The sequence below is a fragment of the Nostoc cf. commune SO-36 genome, from assembly GCF_023734775.1.
Taxonomy (GTDB): domain Bacteria; phylum Cyanobacteriota; class Cyanobacteriia; order Cyanobacteriales; family Nostocaceae; genus Nostoc; species Nostoc commune_A.
The window spans coordinates 6,239,752-6,264,901 of record NZ_AP025732.1; the positions used below are offsets into that span (position 1 = coordinate 6,239,752).

Below are 25,150 nucleotides of genomic sequence, written 5' to 3' on the forward strand. Positions count from 1 at the left end.
ATGAATCCTAAATCCAGCTTAGGTGCTAGGCTGACGCGCTGTAAAGAAATTTAGAGTTTTGGGCATGGGGCATGGGGCATTGGGCATTGGGCATTGGGCAATAATTAATAGTTAGTACTTACGCAAGAGTTACGGAATAACGAACCACAGAGGCGCAGAGTACACGGAGAAATCAGAGTTTGAGAGATATTTTGCGTAAGTCCTAATAGTTATTCTTTCTTCTCCTGCTTCCCCTGCTTCCCCTGCTTCCCTTGCTCTCCCCACTCCCCACTCCCAAGTTTTTTTGAGTATAAAAAAAAATAAGTATATAGATTTGACTATAATTACTGAAAATGTCCATCTTTCCGCCATTCGTGAGTGAATCATAATTTCAGTTAGCAATACCGGAACCTTAAAGGGGTTGCGCTGATTGTCGGTCAAGTTGAGAATAAATAGGCGAAGCACACAGGGAAACTAACGTGAGTCAAGGATTTGATTACGATTTAGTAATTATCGGCGCTGGTGTAGGCGGACATGGTGCAGCCTTACACGCCGTAAGTTGCGGTCTGAAAACAGCGATTATTGAAGCTGCTGATATGGGAGGAACCTGTGTTAATCGGGGTTGTATTCCTTCTAAAGCGCTGCTGGCGGCATCTGGACGTGTGCGGGAGTTACGCAATGCCCACCACCTCAAGTCACTGGGAATTCAAATTGGTAGCGTGGAATTTGATCGCCAAGCGATCGCTAATCATGCTGATAATCTCGTCTCCAAAATTCAAGGCGACTTAACCAATAGCCTTAAACGTCTAGGAGTCGATATCATCAGAGGTTGGGGAAAAATCGCTGGGGCGCAAAAAGTCTCTGTTACTGGAGACGGTGGTGAAAAAAACCATCACAGCCAAAGACATCATCCTTTCCCCTGGTTCAATTCCTTTTGTCCCTCCCGGAATTGAAGTAGACGGCAAAACTGTCTTTACCAGCGATCAAGGTGTCAAGTTAGAGTCGCTACCAGACTGGGTAGCAATTATTGGCAGTGGTTACATCGGGCTGGAATTTTCTGATATTTACTCAGCTTTGGGTTGTGAAATCACCATGATTGAAGCCCTAGATCAGTTAATGCCAGGATTTGACCGCGATATTGCCAAACTTGCCGAACGCGTGTTGATTACTCCCCGCGATATTGAAACCAAAGTGGGGATATACGCCAAAAAAGTCATCCCAGGTTCGCCTGTGGTGATTGAGTTAGCAAATTTCAAAACCAAAGAAGATGTAGAGGTCATCGAAGTAGATGCTTGCTTGGTGGCTACAGGACGTATCCCAGCGACCAAAAATCTCGGTTTAGAATCTGTGGGTGTGGAAGTTGATCGGCGGAATTTTATTCCCGTTGACGATCGCATGGCAGTGCTATCAGCTGGTGAAGTAGTACCAAATCTGTGGGCAATTGGCGACGCTAATGGGAAGATGATGTTGGCACACGCGGCTTCTGCTCAAGGCATCATCGCCGTAGAAAATATAGTTGGGAGGGAAAGAATAGTAGACTATCGCAGCATCCCCGCAGCAGCTTTTACCCACCCAGAAGTCAGCTATGTGGGTTTAACAGAAACAGCAGCTAAGGAATTGGGACAAACCGAAGGGTTTGAAATTGCCACAAGTAGGAGTTACTTCAAAGGAAATTCCAAAGCGTTGGCAGAAAATGAAGCCGACGGTATTGCCAAAGTGATATACCGCAAAGACACCGGAGAAGTCTTAGGCGTTCACATTTTTGGACTGCACGCCTCAGACTTAATTCATGAAGCGTCAGCTGCGATCGCAAACCGTCAATCTGTCCAAAGTCTCGCACATCTAGTTCACGCGCACCCGACACTTTCGGAAGTACTAGACGAAGCTTATAAACGAGCCGCAATTTAGTCATTTGTCCTCTGTCATTTGTCCTTTGTCAATAAACAAGGGCAAATGACCAATGACCAATGACCAATGCCCAATGCCCAATGCCCAATGACAAATTATGCAAATCCGCCGTCGTTCACCTAACCCAGCTATTGATGTATCGATATTGCGTTACCAGTCTGCCATACCTGATTCAGCACCAAACAACATTTTGGAGGAAATTGTCTGGCAGAAAGAAGTAGAAGTTGAGCAGATGCGGGAAAAGATGCCTTTACGGGAATTGCAACATCAAGCACTTTCCGCGCCGCCAACCCGTGATTTTGTCGCCGCCTTGCGCCAAGGTAAGACAAAGCCAGCGTTGATTGCCGAAGTTAAAAAAGCTTCACCAAGCAAAGGCGTTTTCCGAGAAGATTTTGACCCAGTAGCGATCGCCCTATCTTATCAGCAAGGTGGTGCTACTTGTCTTTCTGTGCTAACAGATGTCAAGTTCTTTCAAGGTAGTTTTGACAACTTAGCCAAAGTTCGGGTTGCCGTAGATTTGCCTTTACTATGCAAAGAGTTTATAATCTATCCTTACCAAATGTACTTGGCGCGTGTTCGGGGTGCAGATGCTATTTTGTTGATTGCAGCTATCTTGAGCGATCAAGATTTGCAATACTTTCTCAAAATTGCTAACAACCTGAAAATGGCGGCCTTGATTGAAGTTCATAGCTTGGTAGAACTTGACCGTGTGTTAGCCTTAGATGGGGTTTGCTTAGTCGGAATCAATAATCGCAATTTGGAAGATTTCTCCGTTAACCTGCAAACTACTTGCCAACTTTTAGCTGCAAGGGGTAGCCAATTGCAGGAGAAAAACATCCTTGTTGTCAGCGAGTCAGGACTACATAACCCTGATGATTTGAGCTTGGTGCTGACAGCAGGTGCATCTGCTGTACTCATTGGAGAATCTTTGGTAAAACAACCAGATCCCGGCGCTGCGATCGCCCATTTATTACCGAAGGATTTCTGAAAACACCTCCCCCCTGCGCCTCTTCGCCTAGAGGGGGCAACTAACTGTACACAATAGTTGGCTAATTGGGCATACTATGCGTAGATACGCAGCAATTTGCTATCAAATATCATCAATACTTTGCCAAATCTTCATTGCTAATCAAAGAAAAGCCATAAGCAACTAGTTATTTCTTATGTAACAATTCATTAACAAGAGAAAAACTTTGACTAATACGAAATCCCCAATATGAAATCAAAACTTAACTTCATGGAGCAAATTCCTCTACCTTCACCTATTCACTACGAACTTATACTTCAACTTTTAGAAAGACAAACCATGTTAGCAGTAAATGATAATCCAGATTTACGGCATCAGGTGAATCAGCTAATTATTACTCTCCGTAAAGCTGCTGTACAGCAAAAGCGACTAGAAGAAATTTGCGAGTTTTCTTCTGTGACTATTGATCACCGTTGGTCAATCAACCATCATAATGGTAACAAAGTTGTTACCTCCGATTGAAGCTGATAACTTAATATCTCAACCTCCGATTTGGCATCTTTGTTAAGTTAGCTTACCATCATTAGAAAAGTCTTGTATAAAAAAATGTCATTTTTATAAAAATAAAATATAGATGGAAAAAGTTCATCTTGATGGAGAGGAAATTTTAGATAATAGGGCTTACGCAAGAGTTACGAAATAACGTAGACGCTTCGGCTTGCCGCAGGCTACCACAGAGGCGCAGAGTACACGGAGAAATCAGAGTTTGAGAGATATTTTGCGTAAGTCCTAGATAAGCTAAAATATTGATGATATAGCGGTTCTCAGTTTAGTCAAATACAGGCCGAACACCCAGTTACTTCTCTACAAGGGAAAGAGGTCAGAGTGCATTGCATTCAAACGATAACCGCGATATTCCCTCTCCAATTTGACGAAAGATGAAATATAACAGCATTGATGAACTCTTCAAAAATAATCAAGCTTGGGTTGCCGAAAAACTAGCTATAGACCCAAATTACTTTGAAGAATTATCTGGCGGACAAACACCACCTTTCCTATACATCGGGTGTTCTGATAGTCGTCTAGCATTAACAAGGTTTACCCGTACAGAACCAGGAGAGTTATTTGTACATCGTAATATTGCCAATCAAATTTCTCTAACGGATATAAACTTTTTAGCCGTTTTAGAATACGCAATTTTACACCTAAAAGTAGAACACATTATTGTTTGCGGTCATTACGATTGCGGAGGAATTAAGGCCGCCTTAGAAGGGAGAACCATCGGAATCCTTGACAACTGGGTAAATCCGATTCGGGAACTGTATTTAGAGAAACAAGAAGAAATTGATGTTTTACCAACAAGAGAAGAACGTCTGAATCGTTTAGCGGAAATCAATGTTGTGGCGCAAGTGAAAAATCTTTACCAAACTTCTATCATGCGTCAGGTACTCCATGAGCGAAAAGCACCTATGGTTCATGGCTGGGTACTAGATATACGCACTGGATTAATTAAAGATTTGAAGGTATCAACTGTACAATGGCAATTGCATATCTGTCCCTTGCTTCTAGAGTTTAGACTCTATGCCATGTTAAAAAATGAGAGTTAATCGGGTATTTAGTGACACACAAAAGCCTGCATTAGAGACTTTATATAATTTTGTCTTGACAATTTTTATTTAGAATCAAATAATTAGTTATTCTCCCCGAAATATTGTAATTTCTCAGTCCAATTTTTGAAGAAGAATTCAGGAGTCAGAATTCAGGAGTCAGACGCTCCTGCGTCGCTAACGCTGTGCTATCGAGCGTCTTTAAGACCACCAAATTGAAAATTTGGTGGGGGTTTTAAACCCGTTTATTCAGACGATCGAGTACTCGCTCTAAGCGAAGCCATGCCGCAGGCTTTACGCTGCGCTATCCGCCACTCGTACAGAATTCATACTGAATTCTGACTCCTGACTCCTGAATTCTGTTTAGATAAACCAATACTTTTTTTTAAGAATTTTTTGTAATGCATTTATAGAGGCTCTGGCTCAATTTATTACTGGATGCAGAGCCTCTAACCTACCCCCAAGAAAATTACTTCTTAGAAATTATCCACACTGCATGAATAATCCCAGGAATGTAACCGAAAAGCGTCAAAACTATATTAATCCAAAAGTCTATACCAAAACCTACTTGTAAAAAAACTCCTAAAGGCGGCACGAAAACGGCACACAGAATCCGAACTAAATCCATTTGAACCTCCTGTTCATCTCACAAAATACAGCTTGTTGGCGAACTTATTCACCACTGTTCAAGCATATTTGTACTTCTCAAAGATAACATTTTCTTACTCAATCTAGATAACAGTTGAGATGCGCTAAACCACACTTAACATTAGCCCCCGCTAATTTTAGCTTTGTAACCTAGCTTGGTCAAAATATCAACAATTTTCTGCTTGTGTTCGCCCTGAATTTCAATTTCGTTATCTTTAATTGTCCCACCTGTGCCGCACTGACTTTTCAACTGTTTTACCAAATCTGCCAAGGTTTCGGGTTTGGCTTGAAAACCACTAATCACAGTGACGGTTTTGCCTTTGCGTCCTTTGCGGGAAGCTTGTACTTTGAGATTTTGTTGTTGTGGGGGCAGTTCTGGAACTGGTCTTTCTGTGGCGGCATTGTCGTTGCCAAATTCGCGGTAGACAAAGCTTTTGTCGGAAGATTTGGGATTTGAAGAAGGCATAAAATGTCTGTTAATAAAAATTTCAAAGGCAGTGAAAACTTCTACGCAACCATTCTGCTGGGATATCAATTTCTAGGCTAACATCACAAATCCATTGCCAGGGATTCAAAATGATTGGGGATTGGGTATTAAATAAGTAAACAGTTATCACCGTAACAGAAAGGAGATTTGACCGCGACTGAAACACGCCATTTTTAGAAATGAGGGACTGTACGGAGAGAAAACTTTTCTCCCTTACTCCCTGCTCCCTTGTTTCTTCCCAAGTCCCCAGATATGCCCCAGACTTTCTATAATAATTAAATCCTTTTCCTCATCGAAAACAGCTTGTGACTATCACTCCCCTCTCTCCAAGTTCAACTGCTCAGGTTCCAGATACGCTAGGTCGCTTTGGACGCTTTGGCGGTAAGTATGTACCGGAAACCCTCATGCCTGCCCTTGCTGAATTAGAAACAGCTTATCAGCAATACCGCAATGACCCCGGTTTTCAAGCAGAATTACAGCAGTTGTTACGGGACTATGTGGGACGTGCTACACCATTGTATTTCGCTGAACGCCTGACTGCTCATTATGCCCGACCCGATCGCACGGGGCCGCAAATTTACTTAAAACGTGAGGATTTAAATCATACTGGCGCTCACAAAATCAATAATGCCCTTGGTCAGGTATTGCTGGCGAAACGCATGGGTAAACAGCGAATTATCGCCGAAACGGGTGCTGGACAACACGGAGTTGCTACAGCTACAGTTTGCGCTCGTTTTGGCTTGGAATGCGTAATTTACATGGGCGTTCATGATATGGAACGCCAATCTTTAAATGTGTTCAGAATGCGGCTGATGGGCGCAGAAGTGCGTCCAGTGGAGGCGGGAACGGGAACTTTGAAGGATGCCACTTCTGAAGCAATCCGGGATTGGGTGACAAATGTGGAAACGACTCACTATATCCTAGGTTCGGTAGCAGGGCCCCATCCTTACCCAATGATGGTACGTGATTTTCATGCAGTAATCGGTCAAGAAACTCGCGCCCAAGCAATGGAAAAGTGGGGTGTATTGCCTGATATTCTCTTAGCTTGTGTCGGTGGTGGTTCCAATGCGATGGGATTATTTTATGAATTTATAAATGAGTCTTCTATACGGTTCATTGGGGTTGAGGCAGCCGGAGAAGGTGTCAATACCGAAAAACACGCAGCAACATTGACAAAAGGACGAGTTGGTGTATTGCACGGAGCAATGAGCTATCTGCTGCAAGATGAAGATGGGCAAATTATTGAGGCACACTCAATTAGTGCCGGGTTAGATTATCCTGGTGTAGGCCCAGAACATAGCTATTTAAAGGATATTGGTCGCGCTGAATACTATAGTGTGACGGATGCAGAGGCAATGGCTGCATTCCAGCGATTGTCGAAATTGGAGGGAATTATCCCGGCATTGGAAACAGCCCATGCGATCGCTTACCTTGAAACCCTTTGTCCTCAGCTAACCGACAGCCCTCGGATTGTAATTAACTGCTCTGGACGTGGTGATAAGGATGTACAAACGGTAGCCAAGTTATTAGATCCAGCATAAATCTACGTAAAATAACATCTCCAAAAATTAATTATTCGTTAGCCGAAACCCTTGTAAAGATGTAGTATTGCTACGTCTCTACAAGGGTTTCACTACCATGTCTATTTGACTTAGTAGTTTCTCATATTTTGCTGCATGAAATTCTCCACAATTTTCACGTATAATTACGCAAAAGCTTCATCAGTCGCTAGCTAAAAAAAGTATATTAATTTACTTTTTCTTGTCTGTATGACGATGTATTAGTAAGTAAAAACCCTTAACTAAATCTAGTTACTTAGAGGCTTTATTGAAGAAATTGATACCATTTTGTGGAAAGAATAATCCTAGCTCTAATTAAATGGGCAAGAATAAATAAAACTATATTAAGCAATGTAAAGGTAATTAAACTAGCTTGTGTAAGCAGTTTCAGTCTTATTTTAACGGCTGAACCCCTTACTACAAAGCTTTGATTATTCACACCCACTTACTCAGAGGGCGGTTTTTTACCAACGGAGCAATTTTTTCGTAATATCGAGCATTTAAAAGCTTATTAGTAGTTTTTGAACAAAAAACGGTATAAATAGAAATATATAGACTTACAAGCAAGTTGTCACATTGACATCAGTATAGTTAGATTGTCAAAAAAGTTACGTTAAAGAAATGATAAAAACAACAATTGGTGGCGTTGCTTTAGTTACTATTATTCTCAGTAGCAGTGCGATCGCTACTCCTGTAACAAATTCGACTTTTATGCCGATATCTTCACATCTCTCAAATACTACCGTTGAAATTGCAGCATCTAGTATCGACAGTAGTGCTATAGAACAATCGGTTTTCACGCAAATTAATAACTACAGAGTTTCCCAAGGACTAGCAAAGCTAACTCGCAATTCTGACATCGATACTCAAGCCAGAATTCACAGCAAGAATATGGCTAATGGTACAGTTGCCTTTGGACATACTGGATTTACAGAACGTGTTAAAGCAATCGGTATTACATACAATGCAGCTGCCGAAAAATGTCGCTTACAACCAGGGATATACTGATCCGGCGACGACAGCTGTTCAAGGCTGGCTCAAGAGTCCAGGGCATCTTACCAATATCAAAGGCAATTATGAGAAGACAGGAATTGGTATTGCTACCACTAGTAAAGGCAAAGTCTTTTTAACACAAATTTTTCTTCGATAATTGGTTTGGTGAAATTTAGGCTTTTTTCTCAAATTCCTTATTAGTGGCTTACTAGTAGGGTGCATAACCATGCGCCCCTACTAGATTATTTTTTTATGAATTCATGAAAATCTTAAATTCTTAGCAAAATTAACCGTGATTTTTATGAAGCTGACCGATTGAAGTCACGATTATTTGTGTTCTTTATAAAGGATATAGCCAAATTGCCGAAATTCATCATTACTTAATAGTATTCTAGTATATATCTTCGGAACAATGAGGTAGAGTATAAGTCTTATATCTCTACACATTACGCAATTCTCCATGTTCCGACAAACTGCTTTTGGCATCGCTTTAAGTGCGCTTGTCCTTGCTAGTGGATTAACGACTGTTCCGATACCAAATCATACTTCTACGAATACATCCACCCGTAATAAGCTGTTGTCACTTTTTTCTAGTCAGGTTGCAATATCAACTCCTACTTTTAAAACTACTGAGTTAGAAAAATCAGTATTTGAGCAAATTAATCGATATCGGGCTTCTAAAGGGCTACCAAAGTTGACCCTAAATGCAAATGTGACTAGACAGGCAAGAATTCATAGTCAAAATATGGCTAAAGGTAAAACCCCATTTAGCCATCAGGGATTTGAAGGGCGAGTCAAAGCTGTCCCTATTCGCTACAACAGTGCTGCGGAAAATGTTGCTTTCAATCGGGGATATAGCAACCCCGTCGAGGAAGCTGTTACTGGTTGGATCAAGAGTCCGGGACATTTAAAGAATCTTAAAGGAAATTACAACCTTACTGGAATTGGCGTTGCTACGAATAATCAAGGCGAAGTCTACCTGACACAAATTTTTTTTCGCACTAGTCGTACTAGGTAGATTTAATTTCTGATTTTTTTGCACAATAATAATGTAGTGTCTGACAAGACTTTTGTTTGGTGGACACTGCTATTATTTTTGAAGAATTGATGATATTACAAGATTTTCAGGTGAGCGATCGCGACCTTAGTGACGCAGCCCTTAGCCAATATTTAGAATCTACAGCGATCGCAGTTGATACAGAAACGATGGGATTATTGCCACTGCGCGATCGCTTGTGTCTCGTCCAGTTGTGCAACTTTGAAGGGAAAGTGACTGCAATCCGCATAGCTAAAGGACAAGCTGATGCCCCAAACTTAAAAAAACTCTTAGAAGCGGCGAATGTCGTAAAAGTGTTTCACTTTGCTCGCTTTGACCTTGCCACTTTGCGAGCCAATCTAGGGATTCAGGTTAAGCCTGTTTTTTGTACTAAAATTGCTAGTAAGTTAGCCCGTACTTACACAAATCGCCACGGACTCAAAGATGTGGTGCAAGAGTTAGAGCAAGTGGAACTGGATAAAAGTTCTCAAAGTTCTGATTGGGGTAACGCCGATAGTTTATCTGAAGCTCAATTAAGTTATGCTGCCAATGATGTGCGCTACTTACTTAGTGTGCAGCAAAAGCTTATAGAAATGTTGAAGCGAGAAGAACGTTGGCAAATTGCTCAAGAATGTTTTGAATTCCTACCAACGATAGTTTCGTTAGATTTGTTGCAATTTAAAGATTTGTTTGAACACTGATCAATTAATGAAAAGGAGTCAGAAGTCAGAATTCAGGAGTCAGAATACCCAATGTCTGTTCGCTTTTAGCGTCTCGTAGAGAAGTCAGGGGTTTTTCAAGCAAGGAATACTTTTTTCTCCTCCACGACTGAAGTCGGGGGCTTTAGACCATGATTCCTCCACCAGTCGCACAGAATTCAATTCTGAATTCTGGCTCCTGACTCCTGAATTCTTCTTCGGTAAACCTTAAGGAGTAGGGAAAATAAATTTTTATTCCTACTCGATCCACCTTAGTAATCTGTCAAGTTGAAATTCATAGAAAAGCAAGTTTGTAGTGAGGACTTTCTTTCTTATTTTCTAAGCACTAAAGTCCTTACTACAATCTCTGATGGTAAATTATTTTTGCCTAAGATCCAATATTGGAATCATCAGTATTTCTAGGAGTTTGAGATTCATTACCACCTTCTTTAAGGTTGCTGGCTCCCTCTTGAATCCCTTCTTTGAGATTACTGGCTCCTTCTTGAATGCCTTCTTTAAGGTTACTAGCTCCTTCTTGAATGCCTTCTTTGAGGTTACTAGCTCCTTTTTTAATGGCTTCCGTCGCGCTAATGCCATCCTTTGGTTGATGTTCTTGATGAGCTTTTAGTCGATCTACTACATTGTATTCATCTGCACCTGGGGGAGTTCTGGATTCAACAATACCTTCTGTTGGGCCACCGATCGCCTTCCATGCTGCAAGGCCACCTTTGAGTTGAGAGACATGCTCAAATCCATTAGAACGCAGTTGCTGTGCAGCTTGGGCACTTTCTTCTTCATTAGCACCGTAAACATAAATATCACGGCTTTTATCCAAAGAAGGTACTGCACGCTTTACCAATTCATCTACTGGCATTGCCATTGATCCCATAATGTGTCCTTCGTTGAAGGTATTGCGATCGCGCACATCCAGTATTGTAAAAGCTGGTTCGCCCCATTCTAGACGAGACTTCAGCACATGAGCATCAGATTGTGCTTCTATTGGTGGTTCTGGGGAATGATGCCGCCTACTAAATTGTTAACCATAATTATTCCTGACTGACGATATTAATAGCAATTTAACGGACTCAATATATTTAATTGCTCTTTCTCTGGGCTGAATTTACTCAAAATATCTCCTGAGATAGAGTAGCTAATTGAAATATTTTCTACCACTTAATCCATTAGAAATACAGCCAAATTAGACTATAGGATTTTTTATTAATTTTATATTTTTGATCTTTAATTATTCTAACGGATTGTGAATAAATTTAAACTTATTAAATTTATTATCTAAAACAGTATAAAAATTAAAAATATTTTAACTATTAGTACAAGAATTACGTACCTTTTCAATATCTGCGATCGCTAAATAATGTATCCTTAATTTCCTGTCGCACTCTTAGAATTACATAAGCAATATCTCTTAATTGTTTTCGTAAAGGAGCCTGTATATAAAGGGTTGCAGATAACTTGGTGGTATACTTGACCAATTCTTCCTTGATGGTACAAGCCCCTAAATTCATTTATGGATAGATAAGTTTAAAACAATGCAGGGTTCAAGCCTCCGGATTTATCCGTGGGCATTAATTGCGAATTGCGTTAGCGTAGCGGTAGCGAGTCCGCGAGCGTCATTGCGAATTGCGAATTGTGCTGACCATAGTTCACCCTTGGTTCTCGGATGTTGAAGTTCTGAGCCTCAATATTGAATATTAAAGATATATTTTTGGCAATATTATCACTTGTTATACCAAGTTTTTCGCCACTCCTGCATTTGCTTAATCTCTGTATTTTGTGCCTTAATAATTTCTTGGGCTAATTGCTTGGTTTCAGGGCGCTTAGACTTATTCAAGACATCTTTTGCCATAGTTACAGCCCCTTCGTGGTGAGGAATCATCGCATTGATAAAGCGCAAATCAAATTCCGTATCAGCTGCACCTAAGTCTTGACTCATCATCATGCCTTTCATTTGATCAGACGACATTTCCATCATGTGGCCCATTTGGCTGTTGTAAGCCATTGGTTTATCTCCCGCCTTGGGATACCAAGCTTGTCGCCACTGCTTCATCTGAGTGATTTCTTGGTTTTGCGATTTGATGATATTGTCTGCTAATTTTTTGATTTCAGGACGTTTTGATTTCACCTGCGCTTCTTTAGCCATTTCCACAGCCCCTTGATGGTGCGGTGTCATAGCGTCGAGAAATCGTAAATCAAAATTAGCATCGGCTGGGCCTAAATCCATTCCCATGCTGTGATTCATGCCACCGTGGTTCATCATCTGCTTGTCGTTAGCATTAGTGGTGGTTTCTTTTGGCGTTTGGCTTTGGTTCTGGGAAGCAGTATTGCTACAGCCTGTAATTAACGCACTGGCTGAAGCGATCGCACTCAAGGTTAACGCCAAAAAGCCATTTCTCAAAGATAGCAGTTGCATAAATCTCACCTAACAGTTTCCTAATTCTATATTTACTTCTTAGTTTTGCAGCCAGAAATGAAATTAGGATGAAATCTAAAGAACCCCTACTTCCTTGATAAGTAAAGGTTCTTGTTGTTCATTTATCACTCAAAGTTGTGTAAGCTTCATTAACTAAGTGCATTTTCTCTTGTGCTTGTTTTAACAGTTGCGGTTGATTCACAAACAAATCTGGATGCCATTTTTTAACTAAAGTTCGATAAGCCTGCTTTACCTCAGCCTGAGAAGCATAAGCTTGCAATCCTAAAATGCTATAGGCGCGGGTAATCTTATCTTTTTCCGTCTGGCTTTTGGGTTGGTTGGGTGTTTTGTTACTTTGAGTTGAATTTTGCTGTTTGCCAGTTTGAGAACTAGGCGATGTCTGACGAGAAGCATTAGGGCTACGCATCTCTGCTTTCATCCGCGCTATTTCTTCATTGAGTTCCCAATCACGAAATTTCGCCTCCACCTCTTCTTTCCGTGGAGAAGGAGAAGCTTTTGGCGGTGGAGAAACAGATTTTACCTTTGTCTGAGTATTCTTAGCAGTATTTTCCTGTTGTTGCTTAACACCAGGATCTTTCTTAGGGGAAGTTTGAACTCTCTCTGGCTGTGGTGAATATTTTCTATTGGTGTTGCTATATTTAGGTATTTCTTTATAAGGTTGATAATTTGAGGATATTTTTACTTTCTCTAACTCTTGCAATAACTGATTAAAACCGTTTTGCAACTGTTGTAAACTTTCACGTTTTTTAGTAATTTCTAGCGGTTCTTGACTAAATTCAAAACAAATTACTTTTTCTGCTTTCTGTTCATATTCCGTCAAAATAGATAACCCTTGACTGCTGAAGACAGATAAATAATCTTCAATTGCAGTTATACAAAGTTTAGCAACTTCCTGATGATAAGATTCCTTTGCTAATTGTTCGTCTTGTTTTTGAATATTCTTGTTTAACAAATAAGAAATACTTCCAACGACAGCAGCACCAACTGGGCCGCCTAATAACCAACCAATACCACCACCAACTGCGATGGAACCAGGTTCGCTCAAATCATCAGTATTGCCTGGCTTTGATGGTAATATTACTTGTGGTTCGCTAGGAAAGGGGATTATTAAATCTTGCGGTCGTTCTTCTTGGAAAAACTCGTAAGCTTGATAAAGCCATTTTACAGCAGATAATTGTAATTGATTCAGGTCTTTTTTAAGAGTATTTGTTTGCCAATCTTTAAATTTATTTTCTGCCAATGCAACTGCCGCATCAGCTTGATATTTTGTAAATAGCTTGGGTAACTCTAGCCAATCGCGTAATTCTTGGATGCTGGTAGTGAAACCTTTATAAATTAAGTTAGCTGCTTTTTGTTTAATTTCAATTTTACTATTTTGTTTATCATCAAAAGATTTTATTTCAAGAGCAAGTGGATCAATTTTAGCTTTTAATGAGTATTGGATTTGAGAAGCGATCGCTTCCACTCTTGGTAAACGCACACTACCACGATTTGGTTGCAAAATCCCCACAATATTTTGCAAAGCTGTTTCAAAAGCCGCTAACCCGCTACTATTGGCAGCAGCAACATCACCTTTTAATCTAGCTCTTAAAGCAGGTAAAGCATCAACGCGATATAAATTACTAAAACCTGGAGGTAATTCGGCTCGAAAGCTTTCTGCGACAAACAGCAGACGATTTTGGACTTGTTTTTGCTCGTCGAGTTCAAGTAAGTTAAGAAAATTAGCAACAAATATAACTGTTTTAATACCGCGATCTAATAGCCAATCTCGTAAGTTTTCCCGCTCACCTAAAGTCATTAACTTGCGTGCATCTAGTAATTGGATAACTAAATCTGCACCTAAAAGTTGTTCCCGGACTAAATTATCTTGTTCATCTCTATCATTAGTCCCCGGTAAATCAAGAAATTCTACTCCCGTTTCTAAGAAGGGATGCGGACAAAAAACTTCCACAGATGCTACATCTTTTCGCATCTGCCTATTACCATCAAGAATTGCAAATTGCTGTAGAATTTCTGTGCCACTGCGATAGATTTCTGTACCATCTACCAACATGATGCGAGTTTGCACATCAGAGCCATACTTGACAGAAATCGATGCGCCTGTAGTGGGGATTAAATCAATTGGTAAGGTACGATTTCCTAGCATGGCATTTAATAAGGTAGACTTGCCATGATTAAAAGGGCCAAATACCGCAATGCGGAAGCTAGGATTAACTAAATGATTGCAAATGGTAATTATATCTTGATGCAGTTGTGATTTGCGTTCTAAATTCAGTAAACCAGATGCAGATTTGAGAGAATCTGCTAAATCCTTATAACCTTCATACTGTTGTTGCATAGTTCTTCGTTCCCAGGCTCCGCGTGGTAATGCAAATCATTAGGGCTACTGCCTCACTTTCTGAAGTAGTTAAGCATAATTCAACATCCAATAAAATCCTAGTTCGTAATGAGCAATTAATCACTGATAGTAAACGTTATTAAGACTAAATACCGTTACTACAACAATCCTAAATGAGTGGTGAAAATAAATCTTTGATTCCTCTCTCTGCGCTCTCTGCGTCTCTGCGGTTAATTTATTCTTACAAATGATTTAGAACTGCTATACAAACTTTAATTTATTTATGTTTATCTACTTATACTTCAATACGGTTCAGTTAAGGCTAAAACTCTTTGTCAAAGTTAGTTTTTTTAACTAACCACAGAGGCGCAGAGAACACAGAGAGAAGAAAGAGATGCTTAACTGAAACGTATTGATTTATACTATTGGAAGGTAGAGCCTCCCAATAGGTCATTCCCAGCTAGAAGCTGGAAACAAAAGTAATCAACTATAGTAAGCTAATAGATTGCTATAAGCCGCCTCGATTTTTTGCAACTGAGATATTACATCTTCTTGCAATTTTTTTAAGCGGTTAAACTCACCCTCACGATTGATTTCACGGGTTTGTTTTTTGCTTGACTAAATTATCTAATTCAGATTTGCGAGAGATAATATCATCGTTAATCCGCTTACCCACTTCTCTTTCGTAAGAATCAAAACACTCTTTCACGGCACTGTATACAACCTGAGATTGCTCGTGTGCAATTTGTGGTAGATGTTTTACTAACTCTTTCTTCGCTGTTTTAACTAACTCTTTACGCGCTTGATCTGCTTGTAAAAATCCGACTCCTAAACCTAGCAATGCAAACCCGATTGGGCCAAGGAAAACACCTGTCACTGCTGTAATTATGCCGCCAATACCAATTACAGTGAAGTAGTTTAACAAGATATTTTTCCAATCAAATCCAGCGCCGGCTAATGCAAAACCAGCAAGATTTCCTTTAGACAGTGATAACAATCCCATTGCCCATTTTGCCCAACCGGGAGAGTTATCTTCTTCAGCTGTAGTAGTGGTATGTACCTTTACGTCTTGTCCGGTGAGCTTTTCTGTAATTTGGTCTGTGATTTGATTGTAAGATGCGCCATATTGTGCAGCACTGCGAGAAAGTTCTTTAAAAGCTGCGTTAATATCTTTTTCAGCAGTTAATGTCCAAGCCGCAGATTTGTCGGTAATATATTGCTCAAAGGCTTTTTGCAGTGCGGTGTTAAATGCTTCTCGTTTACCACGACTGAGAAAATCAAACAGATTTAATTCTGGCTGATAGCGTAAGAAATCGTTTTCAAAGGTATTACCTAAGTTTAAAACGTAGCTGCGGAAAGATTCAGAAATAGTTCTTGCTTGAGTATCTCTGGTATTGATAATTTCTTTTTGAAATTCGTCTCGAATACCTGTGAGTTTGTTAAACTCTGGTTCCACTGAATCAATCCGTTTTTTTAATTCATTTACATCTTGATCGAGTAATGGTATCCGCCTTGCAACTGCTTCACGGGTATGGTTACAAGCTTGTCTTGCTAAGGTTCTGACTTGACGAAGTTCTGCGATCGCACGTTCTCTGGTAAGAAATGTATTAAGGGCTTCCATAAACTTCGGAAAGCCAGTCCCGTCTAAATCAGCTTGCGGGTTCTTCAACCGTCGTCTGAGTGCTTGAATTGACGAAAGCTCAAACACCCTTTCGTCATAAATATTCTGACCTTCTACAGTACAATATTCTGCTAAATTGGCGTTAAATACTTGCCGTAATCTATTCTCCGATGCTTGTAATTCTTCGACATCATCAGGATCAATCAATGATTCCCGCACCTGATCCCAAGCGTTAACTAAAAAGAAAACCGTCAAACCCCGACCTTTGATATAGTTTTCTAGGTAGCGACGCTCACCCAAGGTACAAGGTTGAGAAGCTCTCATCACAAACAAAATTGCATGGCAGTTATTTACATAACCCAAAGATAATTCGTTTCGCGCTTCTGTATCATTCAATCCTGGACTATCGACAATTTCAATTCCCTTTTCTAGTAGCGTTAAAGGATACTCAACTACTGCATAATCAACATCAGGAAAGGCTTGTTTTTTCTCCTGCTCTAGTTTTTTAGCTTCAGCCGGGTCAATGGTATATTTATATTTAAAGTTTTGAAAATCTAGCTGTTGTGGGCTTTTTCCATCATTAAAATGAATGGTGACTTTCTTTTCTGGCCCATAGCGTAAAACTGTTAAAACTGCTGTACAAGGGTTAACATCGCTCGGTAATAAATTTTCACCAATCAAAGCGTTAAGAAAGGTACTTTTTCCCCGCTTCATATCGCCCAATACCAAAAGGCGAAATACACCTTGGCGGAGGTTTTTACTAGCTATTGTAATATCTTCAATATCTCGCTCTAAACTGAGCTTTCCTGATGAAGAATCTCCAGCCAACTCAGCTTGATTAATTGTTTCAGCCAGTTTACTTAAACATACAGACATCTCCGATCGCACTTGAGCAACCCGCTCTAAATCTTGGATAAATCTATCAGTTGTTGCCTGATAACTCATAAAAATTACACCTTAATTAAAGATTGGTTTTTTTAGATTCCAAAAATAGTTTGTAAGACATCCATCCCAGCGCACCAACAATAATAAACCCAGCCAATACTGAGGCTATTCTTACTGCAACTAGCGTTACCACACCAAGAGCAAACAGCTTTCCACCCAGAATTAGTTTTTTCATCCAAGGTTTCTGATCTGGTTGATGCTTCACGGTTTGATGAAAAGCCGCGTCGGTAGCATGGATATCAGTTTCCATTTCCCGAAGTCGTAATTCAACTTCTCGTTCTCGTAATGTGCGTTCTCGGTGTTCAAGTTCTTTTTGGCGATGCCTACGGCGGGCTTCGCCTACACTTTCAGATGTCATCGATATCTGCTCCGTCTAAGACTAAGAAAAGATGTCAGCATTTACTCGTTAATCATGCTGTATCGTAACTCACGTAAATATTTTAAAACCCCAGTAAAATTACTATTTCGATTTGATCTTTACCCCCTTAAAAAGGGGGTCGCTGCAGGCGGGGGGATCTTATCCAAACCGTATTAGGTGTAATGATGCCTACTTATCGCTCATTACATTGTCTGTGTAGCAGCCGCTCTTGAGTCTGCGGTGGTTTTTAACCGGGTAATGGTGGCTTTACGAATGCGATCGCTTTTGCGTACCCCGCCTGTCATTTCGTATTCCCGGCTATCTTTGCCATACTTCAACACCACACCACTAACTAAGCGTTCTGAGGTTTCGCAAATGCTCTTTTCAAGGGTTTCTATTTTTGCCTTTGCCGAATCAAGGGCAGTTAGCATCATATTATACTGGTCTATCTGGTTGCGGAGTTGTCCAGTTAACTGGATTAAATTGTCTAAACTCATAGAATTACCAAAGTCAAGACTGGAATCAATCGATTTAAATCCGATTACTCTCTTTTCGGTTTTTTCTAGCACGGAAGAGCTTCTTTGTTTGCGTGGCATCAATCTATGCTTTTTACTAAACTTTATCTTTCTAGAGTGTCTCAATGGGACAATGTAGCGGTTCAGTAAAGTTTGCAAAAATAGGTGTTTTTTTTAATAAGATTAGATTGCTAGCTCAGTAATTGCACGATGCTAGACAAGAAAACGTTGAGAATAAACTTGTGTTCTGACAGAATGGACTTGCGTTCTGACAGAATGGACTTGTGTTCTGACAGAATGGACTTGTGTTCTGACAGAATGGACTTGTGTTCTGACAGAATGGACTTGTGTTCTGACAGAATGGACTTGCGTTCTGACAGAATGAACTTGTGTTGTGACAGAATGGACTTGCGTTCTGACAGAATAGACTTGCGTTCTGGCAGAATGGACTTGCGTTCTGAACGAATAAGGTTTGCCACCATCTGTCCAGATTTTATATAGGACTTACGCAAACTCTACGATTCTTGGCGTTCTTGGCGTTCTTGGCGGTTCGACAAATTAAGGTTTTTAGCACTTTTTGCGTAAGTCCTATTATAGTTGAACTGCGATCGCATCAGTGCAGTATCTTCGCCAGTCATGCGATTAGTACTAGCTTATTGACGAGAATTTCGGGAAAAAGGAGATAATACGGTGAAGGTTACTGTGGAAACTCTTGCTGTCAGCCATGCCCCTAAATTTTACCTTCGCCCTCAGTCAACAGCAAACTTTTGAATTGCGCTGTGATTATGGCTCACGTCGCCTGGATAAAACGGAGTTGGCAGCACTCATTGATTTGTCTGAGCAAAATTACTATGCTCAACAACGAGATTATTTACCCTATCTCACCCAGTTGGGACGGCAACTTTATCAATGGCTGGATGGTAAAGAAGGTTGGTTGAGAAAGGCGCTGGATGAGGCGGATGAGCAAACGATTAATCTAGATTTGATTAAAACCAGCGAAGCGCAGGGGTTGAACCCAGAAACAGAAGGGGTGGCCTTGGGTTTGGCACATTTGCCTTGGGAATTGCTACATGATGGTGCAGGGTTTTTACTGCAACGTCAAAATATCTCCGTTTTACCAGTGCGTTCTGTGCAGCAGCGTCAAACCCAAATCATTGGCGTGCAAAATCGCCCCTTGCGCTTGCTGTTTATGGCGACTTCACCCGAAGATCCGAGAGTTCCGCCACTAGGGTTTGAGCAGGAAGAAGCGAATATTTTGCAAGCAACTAAGGATCAACCCTTGGCGTTGATTGTTGAGGAAAGCGGCTCGATTGCAGAGTTGGCTAATTTGGTGAAATCCTATCCAGAAGACTATTTTGATGTCTTTCACCTCACGGGACACGGGATAATTTACACCAAAAATTACAGCTTTTTGCTGCCAAAAGGTGCAACACTCCCAGATAATACACCTTGCTTTATCACTGAGGATGAAGTGGGGAATATACAACTTACTACCGTCAATGATTTAGCTAGAGCCTTTCGGGGACGCTGGCCGCGTGTAACTTTTCTCTCTGGCTGTCATACGGGACAGGTTGCTAATAAAGGGACAGTACCATCGATGGCGCAAGCGTTGGTGAAAGCTGGGGCAGGTATAGTTTTAGGTTGGGCGCGTCCGGTGTATGACCGCACGGGTATTGTAGCAGCACAGGCACTTTATCAAGCTTTGGCGACAGGGGCAACTGTTGAAGAAGCAGTCAAAGCGGCGCAGCAGAAGATGATTGACGAAGAATGCACCGACTGGCATCTGTTGCGGATGTATCGGGATACGCGCCCTATTAACCAACTGGTGACACCTCTGAGAACAAAAAATCGTGAAAGGCTGACGTTTACAGCGCCAGAGCAAGAATTTCTGGATGAGAATAATCTAGTTAAAGTTGCCAGTCGCTTTGAATTTGTCGGACGCAGACGACCTTTGCAACGATGTCTCAAGGCTTTGCAAGAAACCAGCGACCAAATCGGCGTGTTTATTGCCGGGATGGGGGGACTGGGGAAAAGTACTCTGGCGGCGCGGTTATGTACGCGGGTGCAGATGCAGCGTGATAATTTTGCGCGAGTTGTGTTGATTGGGCCTTTGGATGAGATAGGTTTGCTGACTAAGCTTTCTAATAAGTTTGAGCGGTTTGCAGATGTGCCCGCACTTTTGAACGAACCAAAGGTGTCTCTGAAAGGACGGTTGCAAAACTTTTTTGCAGCAATAGAAAAAAAACACAACCAACCCTTGCTGTTGGTGCTGGATGACTTTGAGCAAAATATCCCCGTTAAAGATGGCTCACTGCGGATGACGGCGGAAGCTTACGAGATTTTAGGGGCGATTTGTGCGGCATTGGAGGAAAACGGGGCAGAAAGTCGCCTGATTGTCACCTGTCGCTATTTGAAAGAAGATACTTTGCCACCTCATCGTCTGCATTTGGAATCTTTGGCAGGGATGAGCAGCAGTGATATTGATAAAATCTGCTTTCCCTTAGATAAAGAAGTTAGGCAACAGTTAAAAACTCAGAGGATTATCCACATTGCTGATGGTAATCCCCGGTTGCTGAAGTGGTTGTTAGAGGTGATTCAGCAACCAGGAATAGGGGCGGATGAATTATTGAATCGGCTGGAGGCAACTGAGCAGAAATTCCGCGAAAATATCTTGGCACAAACTCTGCTGGATGCTTTAGAACCGGAAGAACAAAAGTTTCTTGCACGGTTAAGTGTGTTTCAATTGCCCGTTACTGTTGAAATCATTAACGCCATCTCCCCCTCTGTTGCTTTTCTGCAAAAGTTTGTCAGCCTCAGCTTAGTTGAGTCTGCCACCACTCACCCCACTCAGTCAGCTAATTATCGGGTGACGACAATTTTAGAATCGTTGCTAGAAACAGTGTTGATTCAGGAAGAATGGCAAGCAACCGCAACAGCAAGCGGTTAGGCAAATCCATCAAGTTTGGTGGGAGGAAAATGACAACCGCACGGAAGTAGAAGGACTGGAAATTGTGCGCTTGGGATTACTGGCAATGAGAACAGGAAATTGCTGTCAGCATTGGGCATAGGATTGCAAACAATTGGGTGAGCAATTCCCGCTTTGTGGAAGCTTTTGATTTGTGTAAGCAAGTTCTGGCAGTTTTTCAAGACTACCGCATCTTGGGAACCATTGCCCGTGCTGAAGCGGTTTTGGGTTTTGTGCAAGAGGCTGTTACTCATTATCAGCAAGCTTTAGACTTTTGCCCTGAAGAGGAATTAATAAGAAAAGCGGCTACCCTAACAACATGGCAGGAGTAATCGCCCAACAAGGGGACATCCCAAAAGCGATCGCACTCTGGGAGCCAATCCTTGGAAATAGATGAGCAGATTGGCGATGTCAAAGGTAAAGCCACTACCCTGGGCAACATGGCACAGGTAATTTACCAACAAGGGGACATCCCAAAAGCGATCCGCACTCTGGGAGCAATCCTTGTGGAAATATTTGAGCAGATTGGCGATGTCTTTGGTAAAGCCGCTACCCTCAACAACATGGCACAGGTAATTGCCGACCAAGGGGACATCCCAAAAAGCGATCGCACTCTGGGAGCAATCCTTGGAGAATAGTATGAGCAGATTGGCGATGTCAAAGGTAAAGCCACTACCCTCATACAACATGGCACAGGTTAATTGCCGACCAAGGAGACATCCCAAAACGCGACTCGCTACTCTCGGGAGCAAGACTTGAAAAAATATTTGAGCAGATTGGCGATGTCAAAGCGTAAAGCCGCTACCCTCAACAACATGGCAGGGGTATTCGCCCAACAAGGGGACATCCCAAAAGCGATCGCACTCTGGGAGCAATCCTTGGAAATAGATGAGCAGATTGGCGATGTCAAAGGTAAAGCCACTACCCTCAACAACATGGCAGGGGTATTCGCCCAACAAGGATTGCTCCCAAAAGCGATCGCACTCTGGGAGCAATCCTTGGAAATAAAGGAGCAGATTGGCGATGTCAAAGGTAAAGCCACTACCTTCAACAACATGGCACTGCAATTCGCCGACCAAGGGGACATCCCAAAAGCGATCGCACTCTGGGAGCAATCCTTGGAAATAACTGAGCAGATTGGCGATGTCTTTGGTAAAGCCGCTACCCTCAACAATATGGCACAGGTAATTGCCGACCAAGGGGACATCCCAAAAGCGATCGCACTCTGGGAGCAATCCTTGGAAATAAACGAGCAGATTGGCAATGTCTTTGGTAAAGCCGCTACCCTCAACAACATGGCAGGGGTATTCGCCCAACAAGGGGACATCCCAAAAGCGATCGCACTCTGGGAGCAATCCTTGGAAATAAACGAGCAGATTGGCAATGTCTTTGGTAAAGCCACTACCCTCAACAAAATGGCACAGGTAATTTACCAACAAGGGGACATCCCAAAAGCGATCGCACTCTGGGAGCAAGACTTGGAAATAAACGAGCAGATTGGCAATGTCTTTGGTAAAGCCGCTACCCTCAACAACATGGCAGGGGTAATCGCCCAACAAGGGGACATCCCAAAAGCGATCGCACTCTGGGAGCAATCCTTGGAAATAACTGAGCAGATTGGCGATGTCAAAGGTAAAGCCACTACCCTGGGCAACATGGCACAAGTAATTTACCAACAAGGGGACATCCCAAAAGCGATCGCACTCTGGGAGCCAATGCTTGGAAATAGATGAGCAGATTGGCGATGTCAAGGTAAAGCCACTACCCTCAACAACATGGCAGGGGTATTCGCCCAACAAGGGGACATCCCAAAAGCGAGTTCGCACTCTTGGGAGCAATCCTTGGAAATAACTGAGCAGATTGGCAATGTCACAAGGTAAAGCCACTACCCTGGGTCAACATGGCACAAGTAATTTACCAACAAGGGGACATCCCAAAAGCGATCGCACTCTGGGAGCAATCCTTGGAAATAACTGAGCAGATTGGCGATGTCAAAGGTAAAGCCACTACCCTCAACAACATGGCACTGGTAATCGCCGACCAAGGGGACATCCCAAAAGCGATCGCACTCTACGAACAAGTTGTTTCCACACTTTCACAAATAAGTGCATACAGTGATTTGGTAACAGTTCTGAGTAATTTAGGCTTAACGGATGAAAGCAACGGTTTGGTTTATCTAGCTCAAGCAATGTGGTTAACGCTGAGGATTCAAGCCCCTTTATCCCAAACCATTCGGTTAATCGGTGCTTTATATAATAGAGTGCCTCAAGGCGATGAACTAGAAGCTTTGCTAGGAACAACGGCAATGTTCTTTTGCAACTACCGAGGTGAAGGTCATCCCCAGTTAGAGGAACTCCAAGAGCATAGTTTCAAGATTATATCAGGGGCGGCAAGTGCCCAAGGAATTGAAACAGAGGAAGCGTTTGGTAATTGGTATGTTCAGCAACGGCTAAATGATCCAGATTATTTCTTCCCCCGACTTAATCAACGTCTAGAGGAGATTGTCGGCGATGGGTGGGTGTTTGAGCGCAGTCAGGTTGTGGGGGAGTAAGGGAGTGCAAATATCTCGGCTCAATACCGAGTTGGGGGGTCATAATTTACACAAGACTATAAGGATTCATAATTTTAACTGGTGTCAGTTTAAAATCATCAACATTACGGGTAACTAAAGTTAATTTATGATGTGCTGTTGCGGCAATTAGACTATCCATTACAGCTAATTTTTTACCTTTCAATTCGGCATTTGCAGAAAATTTTGCCCAATTATCTAAAATATCATCGGTTAGCGGTAAAATATGAGAAGTGAATTCAATTTTTACTCTTTGCAGCCATATTTTTAGTTTTTGATATCGTTCAGGTTGTGAGTCTTGGATCTTATAAATCCCTTTTTTTATTTCAGCGATAGTAATACTACTTAAAAATAGTTGTTCAATCGGTTGCTGATTAAACCATTGACTAACTTGGGGTTGGGAGCTTTTTTAACAAACTCAAACATTACACAGGTGTCTATTAGATAAGTCATAGTTCAAAATTCCTACCTGTGTCTCTATCACGTTCAAACAACGAGGCGATATCATCTTCAGCAGATTCGTCGTCTATAAAACGTAGTCGCTCAAATAAAGGCAGTTCTTTTTTTTGCTGTTCTTTTTTTTGCTGCTGCAAGTAATTAGATAATATTTTAATGACTGCTTCCTGTGGATTTTTATAGTGACTGACTGCGATAATTTCATTAATTAGTTCATCATCTATTGTGATAATGGTCATCGCTTTGTCCTCGGTTGTGTAAAATACAATTTATGCAATCTGAATAATTTTTTTAAGCTTATTGCATACTTATAGAAAAGATTCTTCACGCATACACTCTGCTGTAAAAACAAATACTGCCCTTAATGCTTCTGGAGTTAGAGTAGGATAGTTTTCTACCACTTGTTGTTCTGTCCATCCTGCTGCAAACAAACCCAATAAGAACTCTACAGATAAACGAGTTCCTTTGACAGTCGGCTTACCCAGCAGAATTTTGGGGTCTGAATGAATGTACTGTTGCCAGTCCATAGTTTTTACTCCGACTAAGCTACAGCTATTGTTGCACAGTATGATTATTTGTCGGCTTGGTGAAGGGGAAATGCGATCGCGTTACTCTTAAATTAATCGCTCACAATGTAACCAGCTTATGCAGCCCTTCAATATCACTCTGCCAGATGCGATCGCTTAGGTAACTATGATTATTATTGGATTGCCGAGTGGGGAATCGCGTTAATCTTAAATTAATTGGTGACAATATAACCAGCTTATGCAATCCCTCAATATTACACTGCCAGATGCGATCGCTAATGCTCTCAGTGCTTACATTGGCGATCAAGAAGTTTCCTTACCTGCTAACGCTATCGTAGAAAATGCCCTCGAAGAATTCCTCAGCCAACGTGGTTATTTACCTCCACAAAAGCAAGGTTTACGCCTAACTCCTGCACCCAAGGGAAGCGGATTTAAAGATACGTCAGTAAATCACAATAAAATTCTAGCTGAACAAACGTTTTTGCAGTCATTGCCACCAAACACACCTTGAGAGCCGTAATTGCT

At 41.5% G+C, this 25,150-nt stretch carries 24 protein-coding genes and 4 pseudogenes; 14 read left to right on the forward strand and 14 right to left on the reverse strand.

Annotation, left to right across the window (positions count from 1 at the left end; genetic code table 11):
• The first annotated feature begins 458 nt into the window (after positions 1–458).
• The 4 genes and pseudogenes from lpdA (at position 459) to ANSO36C_RS28175 (ending at position 4,461) form a co-directional block, all read left to right on the forward strand.
• Positions 459–1,887, forward strand: a pseudogene (gene lpdA, locus ANSO36C_RS28160) (dihydrolipoyl dehydrogenase).
• A gap of 97 nt (positions 1,888–1,984) precedes the next feature.
• Entirely contained in the window at positions 1,985–2,875 is an 891-nt protein-coding gene (gene trpC, locus ANSO36C_RS28165; RefSeq protein WP_251957449.1) for an indole-3-glycerol phosphate synthase TrpC, read from the forward strand.
• A gap of 249 nt (positions 2,876–3,124) precedes the next feature.
• Positions 3,125–3,376, forward strand: coding sequence for a DUF5340 domain-containing protein (locus tag ANSO36C_RS28170; RefSeq protein WP_251960464.1), 252 nt, complete (start codon positions 3,125–3,127; stop codon positions 3,374–3,376).
• Positions 3,377–3,792: 416 nt separating this feature from the next.
• Positions 3,793–4,461 carry a carbonic anhydrase gene (locus ANSO36C_RS28175; protein WP_251957450.1) on the forward strand — a complete coding sequence of 223 codons (669 nt, stop codon included), beginning with the start codon at positions 3,793–3,795 and terminating at the stop codon, positions 4,459–4,461.
• A gap of 469 nt (positions 4,462–4,930) precedes the next feature.
• Here ANSO36C_RS28175 and ANSO36C_RS28180 read toward each other — a convergent pair whose 3' ends face one another.
• Positions 4,931–5,089, reverse strand: a complete 159-nt coding sequence (locus ANSO36C_RS28180) for a YqaE/Pmp3 family membrane protein (protein WP_251957451.1) — start codon at positions 5,087–5,089, stop codon at positions 4,931–4,933.
• Positions 5,090–5,230: 141 nt separating this feature from the next.
• Complete coding sequence (locus ANSO36C_RS28185; RefSeq protein ID WP_251957452.1) at positions 5,231–5,575, reverse strand: translation initiation factor; 345 nt, start codon at positions 5,573–5,575, stop codon at positions 5,231–5,233.
• Between the two features lie 326 nt (positions 5,576–5,901).
• Between ANSO36C_RS28185 and trpB the strand changes: the two genes are divergently transcribed.
• The 4 genes and pseudogenes from trpB to ANSO36C_RS28205 all read left to right on the forward strand — a co-directional run bounded on the left by trpB (position 5,902) and on the right by ANSO36C_RS28205 (position 9,885).
• Positions 5,902–7,137, forward strand: coding sequence for a tryptophan synthase subunit beta (gene trpB / locus ANSO36C_RS28190; RefSeq protein WP_251957453.1), 1,236 nt, complete (start codon positions 5,902–5,904; stop codon positions 7,135–7,137).
• A 639-nt stretch (positions 7,138–7,776) separates the two neighbouring features.
• A pseudogene (locus tag ANSO36C_RS28195) lies at positions 7,777–8,305 on the forward strand (CAP domain-containing protein).
• 303 nt (positions 8,306–8,608) lie between these two features.
• Positions 8,609–9,166 carry a CAP domain-containing protein gene (locus ANSO36C_RS28200; protein ID WP_251957454.1) on the forward strand — a complete coding sequence of 186 codons (558 nt, stop codon included), beginning with the start codon at positions 8,609–8,611 and terminating at the stop codon, positions 9,164–9,166.
• Positions 9,167–9,255: 89 nt separating this feature from the next.
• A complete protein-coding gene (locus ANSO36C_RS28205) occupies positions 9,256–9,885 on the forward strand; it encodes a ribonuclease H-like domain-containing protein (protein ID WP_251960465.1) in 630 nt (209 codons plus the stop codon).
• A gap of 592 nt (positions 9,886–10,477) precedes the next feature.
• Here ANSO36C_RS28205 and ANSO36C_RS28210 read toward each other — a convergent pair.
• The 9 genes and pseudogenes from ANSO36C_RS28210 to ANSO36C_RS34005 all read right to left on the reverse strand — a co-directional run.
• Positions 10,478–10,926, reverse strand: a pseudogene (locus tag ANSO36C_RS28210) (rhodanese-like domain-containing protein); the annotation flags it as partial.
• 305 nt (positions 10,927–11,231) lie between these two features.
• The gene (locus tag ANSO36C_RS28215) at positions 11,232–11,405 is read right to left on the reverse strand and encodes a hypothetical protein (protein ID WP_251957455.1); all 174 of its coding nucleotides are present in this window, start codon (positions 11,403–11,405) and stop codon (positions 11,232–11,234) included.
• 212 nt (positions 11,406–11,617) lie between these two features.
• Positions 11,618–12,310 (reverse strand): DUF305 domain-containing protein, encoded by a 693-nt coding sequence (locus tag ANSO36C_RS28220; RefSeq protein WP_251957456.1) that lies wholly within the window; start codon positions 12,308–12,310, stop codon positions 11,618–11,620.
• A gap of 118 nt (positions 12,311–12,428) precedes the next feature.
• Entirely contained in the window at positions 12,429–14,669 is a 2,241-nt protein-coding gene (locus tag ANSO36C_RS28225) for a dynamin family protein (RefSeq protein WP_251957457.1), read from the reverse strand.
• Between the two features lie 483 nt (positions 14,670–15,152).
• Positions 15,153–17,235: pseudogene (locus tag ANSO36C_RS28230) on the reverse strand (dynamin family protein).
• Between the two features lie 16 nt (positions 17,236–17,251).
• A complete protein-coding gene (locus ANSO36C_RS28235) occupies positions 17,252–17,593 on the reverse strand; it encodes a DUF3040 domain-containing protein (protein WP_251957458.1) in 342 nt (113 codons plus the stop codon).
• A gap of 203 nt (positions 17,594–17,796) precedes the next feature.
• On the reverse strand, positions 17,797–18,090 hold the full coding sequence (locus ANSO36C_RS28240; protein WP_323374527.1) for a hypothetical protein: 294 nt from the start codon (positions 18,088–18,090) through the stop codon (positions 17,797–17,799).
• Between the two features lie 209 nt (positions 18,091–18,299).
• Positions 18,300–18,590, reverse strand: coding sequence for a hypothetical protein (locus ANSO36C_RS28245; protein WP_251957460.1), 291 nt, complete (start codon positions 18,588–18,590; stop codon positions 18,300–18,302).
• A gap of 33 nt (positions 18,591–18,623) precedes the next feature.
• Positions 18,624–18,746, reverse strand: a complete 123-nt coding sequence (locus tag ANSO36C_RS34005; RefSeq protein WP_267145341.1) for a hypothetical protein — start codon at positions 18,744–18,746, stop codon at positions 18,624–18,626.
• A gap of 86 nt (positions 18,747–18,832) precedes the next feature.
• Here ANSO36C_RS34005 and ANSO36C_RS28250 point away from each other — a divergent pair, with 86 nt between their 5' ends.
• The 5 genes from ANSO36C_RS28250 (at position 18,833) to ANSO36C_RS28270 (ending at position 23,624) form a co-directional block, all read left to right on the forward strand.
• A complete protein-coding gene (locus tag ANSO36C_RS28250) occupies positions 18,833–21,055 on the forward strand; it encodes a CHAT domain-containing protein (protein ID WP_251957461.1) in 2,223 nt (740 codons plus the stop codon).
• 137 nt (positions 21,056–21,192) lie between these two features.
• A complete protein-coding gene (locus tag ANSO36C_RS28255) occupies positions 21,193–21,405 on the forward strand; it encodes a hypothetical protein (protein ID WP_251957462.1) in 213 nt (70 codons plus the stop codon).
• Positions 21,406–21,456: 51 nt separating this feature from the next.
• A complete protein-coding gene (locus ANSO36C_RS28260; RefSeq protein ID WP_251957463.1) occupies positions 21,457–21,711 on the forward strand; it encodes a tetratricopeptide repeat protein in 255 nt (84 codons plus the stop codon).
• Positions 21,712–21,855: 144 nt separating this feature from the next.
• Complete coding sequence (locus tag ANSO36C_RS28265) at positions 21,856–22,806, forward strand: tetratricopeptide repeat protein (protein WP_251957464.1); 951 nt, start codon at positions 21,856–21,858, stop codon at positions 22,804–22,806.
• Between the two features lie 167 nt (positions 22,807–22,973).
• A complete protein-coding gene (locus tag ANSO36C_RS28270) occupies positions 22,974–23,624 on the forward strand; it encodes a tetratricopeptide repeat protein (RefSeq protein ID WP_251957465.1) in 651 nt (216 codons plus the stop codon).
• A gap of 46 nt (positions 23,625–23,670) precedes the next feature.
• Here ANSO36C_RS28270 and ANSO36C_RS28275 read toward each other — a convergent pair whose 3' ends face one another.
• The 3 genes from ANSO36C_RS28275 to ANSO36C_RS28285 form a co-directional block, all read right to left on the reverse strand.
• Complete coding sequence (locus tag ANSO36C_RS28275; RefSeq protein ID WP_323374621.1) at positions 23,671–24,006, reverse strand: type II toxin-antitoxin system VapC family toxin; 336 nt, start codon at positions 24,004–24,006, stop codon at positions 23,671–23,673.
• An 85-nt stretch (positions 24,007–24,091) separates the two neighbouring features.
• A complete protein-coding gene (locus ANSO36C_RS28280; protein ID WP_251957466.1) occupies positions 24,092–24,337 on the reverse strand; it encodes a type II toxin-antitoxin system VapB family antitoxin in 246 nt (81 codons plus the stop codon).
• A 69-nt stretch (positions 24,338–24,406) separates the two neighbouring features.
• Positions 24,407–24,625 carry a DUF433 domain-containing protein gene (locus ANSO36C_RS28285; protein ID WP_251957467.1) on the reverse strand — a complete coding sequence of 73 codons (219 nt, stop codon included), beginning with the start codon at positions 24,623–24,625 and terminating at the stop codon, positions 24,407–24,409.
• Between the two features lie 238 nt (positions 24,626–24,863).
• Here ANSO36C_RS28285 and ANSO36C_RS28290 point away from each other — a divergent pair, with 238 nt between their 5' ends.
• A complete protein-coding gene (locus ANSO36C_RS28290; RefSeq protein WP_251957468.1) occupies positions 24,864–25,136 on the forward strand; it encodes a hypothetical protein in 273 nt (90 codons plus the stop codon).
• Positions 25,137–25,150 lie beyond the last annotated feature (14 nt).

Bases quoted from the DNA above. Each gene is read 5' to 3' on its own strand.
- ANSO36C_RS28180 (WP_251957451.1), bottom strand. From the start codon at position 5,089: ATGGATTTAGTTCGGATTCTGTGTGCCGTTTTCGTGCCGCCTTTAGGA.
- ANSO36C_RS28270 (WP_251957465.1), top strand. From the start codon at position 22,974: ATGGCACAAGTAATTTACCAACAAGGGGACATCCCAAAAGCGATCGCA.
- ANSO36C_RS28220 (WP_251957456.1), bottom strand. From the start codon at position 12,310: ATGCAACTGCTATCTTTGAGAAATGGCTTTTTGGCGTTAACCTTGAGT.
- ANSO36C_RS28280 (WP_251957466.1), bottom strand. From the start codon at position 24,337: ATGACCATTATCACAATAGATGATGAACTAATTAATGAAATTATCGCA.
- ANSO36C_RS28200 (WP_251957454.1), top strand. From the start codon at position 8,609: ATGTTCCGACAAACTGCTTTTGGCATCGCTTTAAGTGCGCTTGTCCTT.
- ANSO36C_RS28225 (WP_251957457.1), bottom strand. From the start codon at position 14,669: ATGCAACAACAGTATGAAGGTTATAAGGATTTAGCAGATTCTCTCAAA.
- ANSO36C_RS28235 (WP_251957458.1), bottom strand. From the start codon at position 17,593: ATGACATCTGAAAGTGTAGGCGAAGCCCGCCGTAGGCATCGCCAAAAA.
- ANSO36C_RS28185 (WP_251957452.1), bottom strand. From the start codon at position 5,575: ATGCCTTCTTCAAATCCCAAATCTTCCGACAAAAGCTTTGTCTACCGC.
- ANSO36C_RS28215 (WP_251957455.1), bottom strand. From the start codon at position 11,405: ATGAATTTAGGGGCTTGTACCATCAAGGAAGAATTGGTCAAGTATACC.
- ANSO36C_RS28250 (WP_251957461.1), top strand. From the start codon at position 18,833: ATGCCCCTAAATTTTACCTTCGCCCTCAGTCAACAGCAAACTTTTGAA.
- ANSO36C_RS28285 (WP_251957467.1), bottom strand. From the start codon at position 24,625: ATGGACTGGCAACAGTACATTCATTCAGACCCCAAAATTCTGCTGGGT.
- ANSO36C_RS28245 (WP_251957460.1), bottom strand. From the start codon at position 18,590: ATGGTGGCAAACCTTATTCGTTCAGAACGCAAGTCCATTCTGCCAGAA.
- ANSO36C_RS34005 (WP_267145341.1), bottom strand. From the start codon at position 18,746: ATGACTGGCGAAGATACTGCACTGATGCGATCGCAGTTCAACTATAAT.
- trpC (WP_251957449.1), top strand. From the start codon at position 1,985: ATGCAAATCCGCCGTCGTTCACCTAACCCAGCTATTGATGTATCGATA.
- ANSO36C_RS28265 (WP_251957464.1), top strand. From the start codon at position 21,856: ATGTCAAAGCGTAAAGCCGCTACCCTCAACAACATGGCAGGGGTATTC.
- ANSO36C_RS28290 (WP_251957468.1), top strand. From the start codon at position 24,864: ATGCAATCCCTCAATATTACACTGCCAGATGCGATCGCTAATGCTCTC.
- ANSO36C_RS28175 (WP_251957450.1), top strand. From the start codon at position 3,793: ATGAAATATAACAGCATTGATGAACTCTTCAAAAATAATCAAGCTTGG.
- ANSO36C_RS28240 (WP_323374527.1), bottom strand. From the start codon at position 18,090: ATGAGTTTAGACAATTTAATCCAGTTAACTGGACAACTCCGCAACCAG.
- ANSO36C_RS28205 (WP_251960465.1), top strand. From the start codon at position 9,256: ATGATATTACAAGATTTTCAGGTGAGCGATCGCGACCTTAGTGACGCA.
- ANSO36C_RS28170 (WP_251960464.1), top strand. From the start codon at position 3,125: ATGGAGCAAATTCCTCTACCTTCACCTATTCACTACGAACTTATACTT.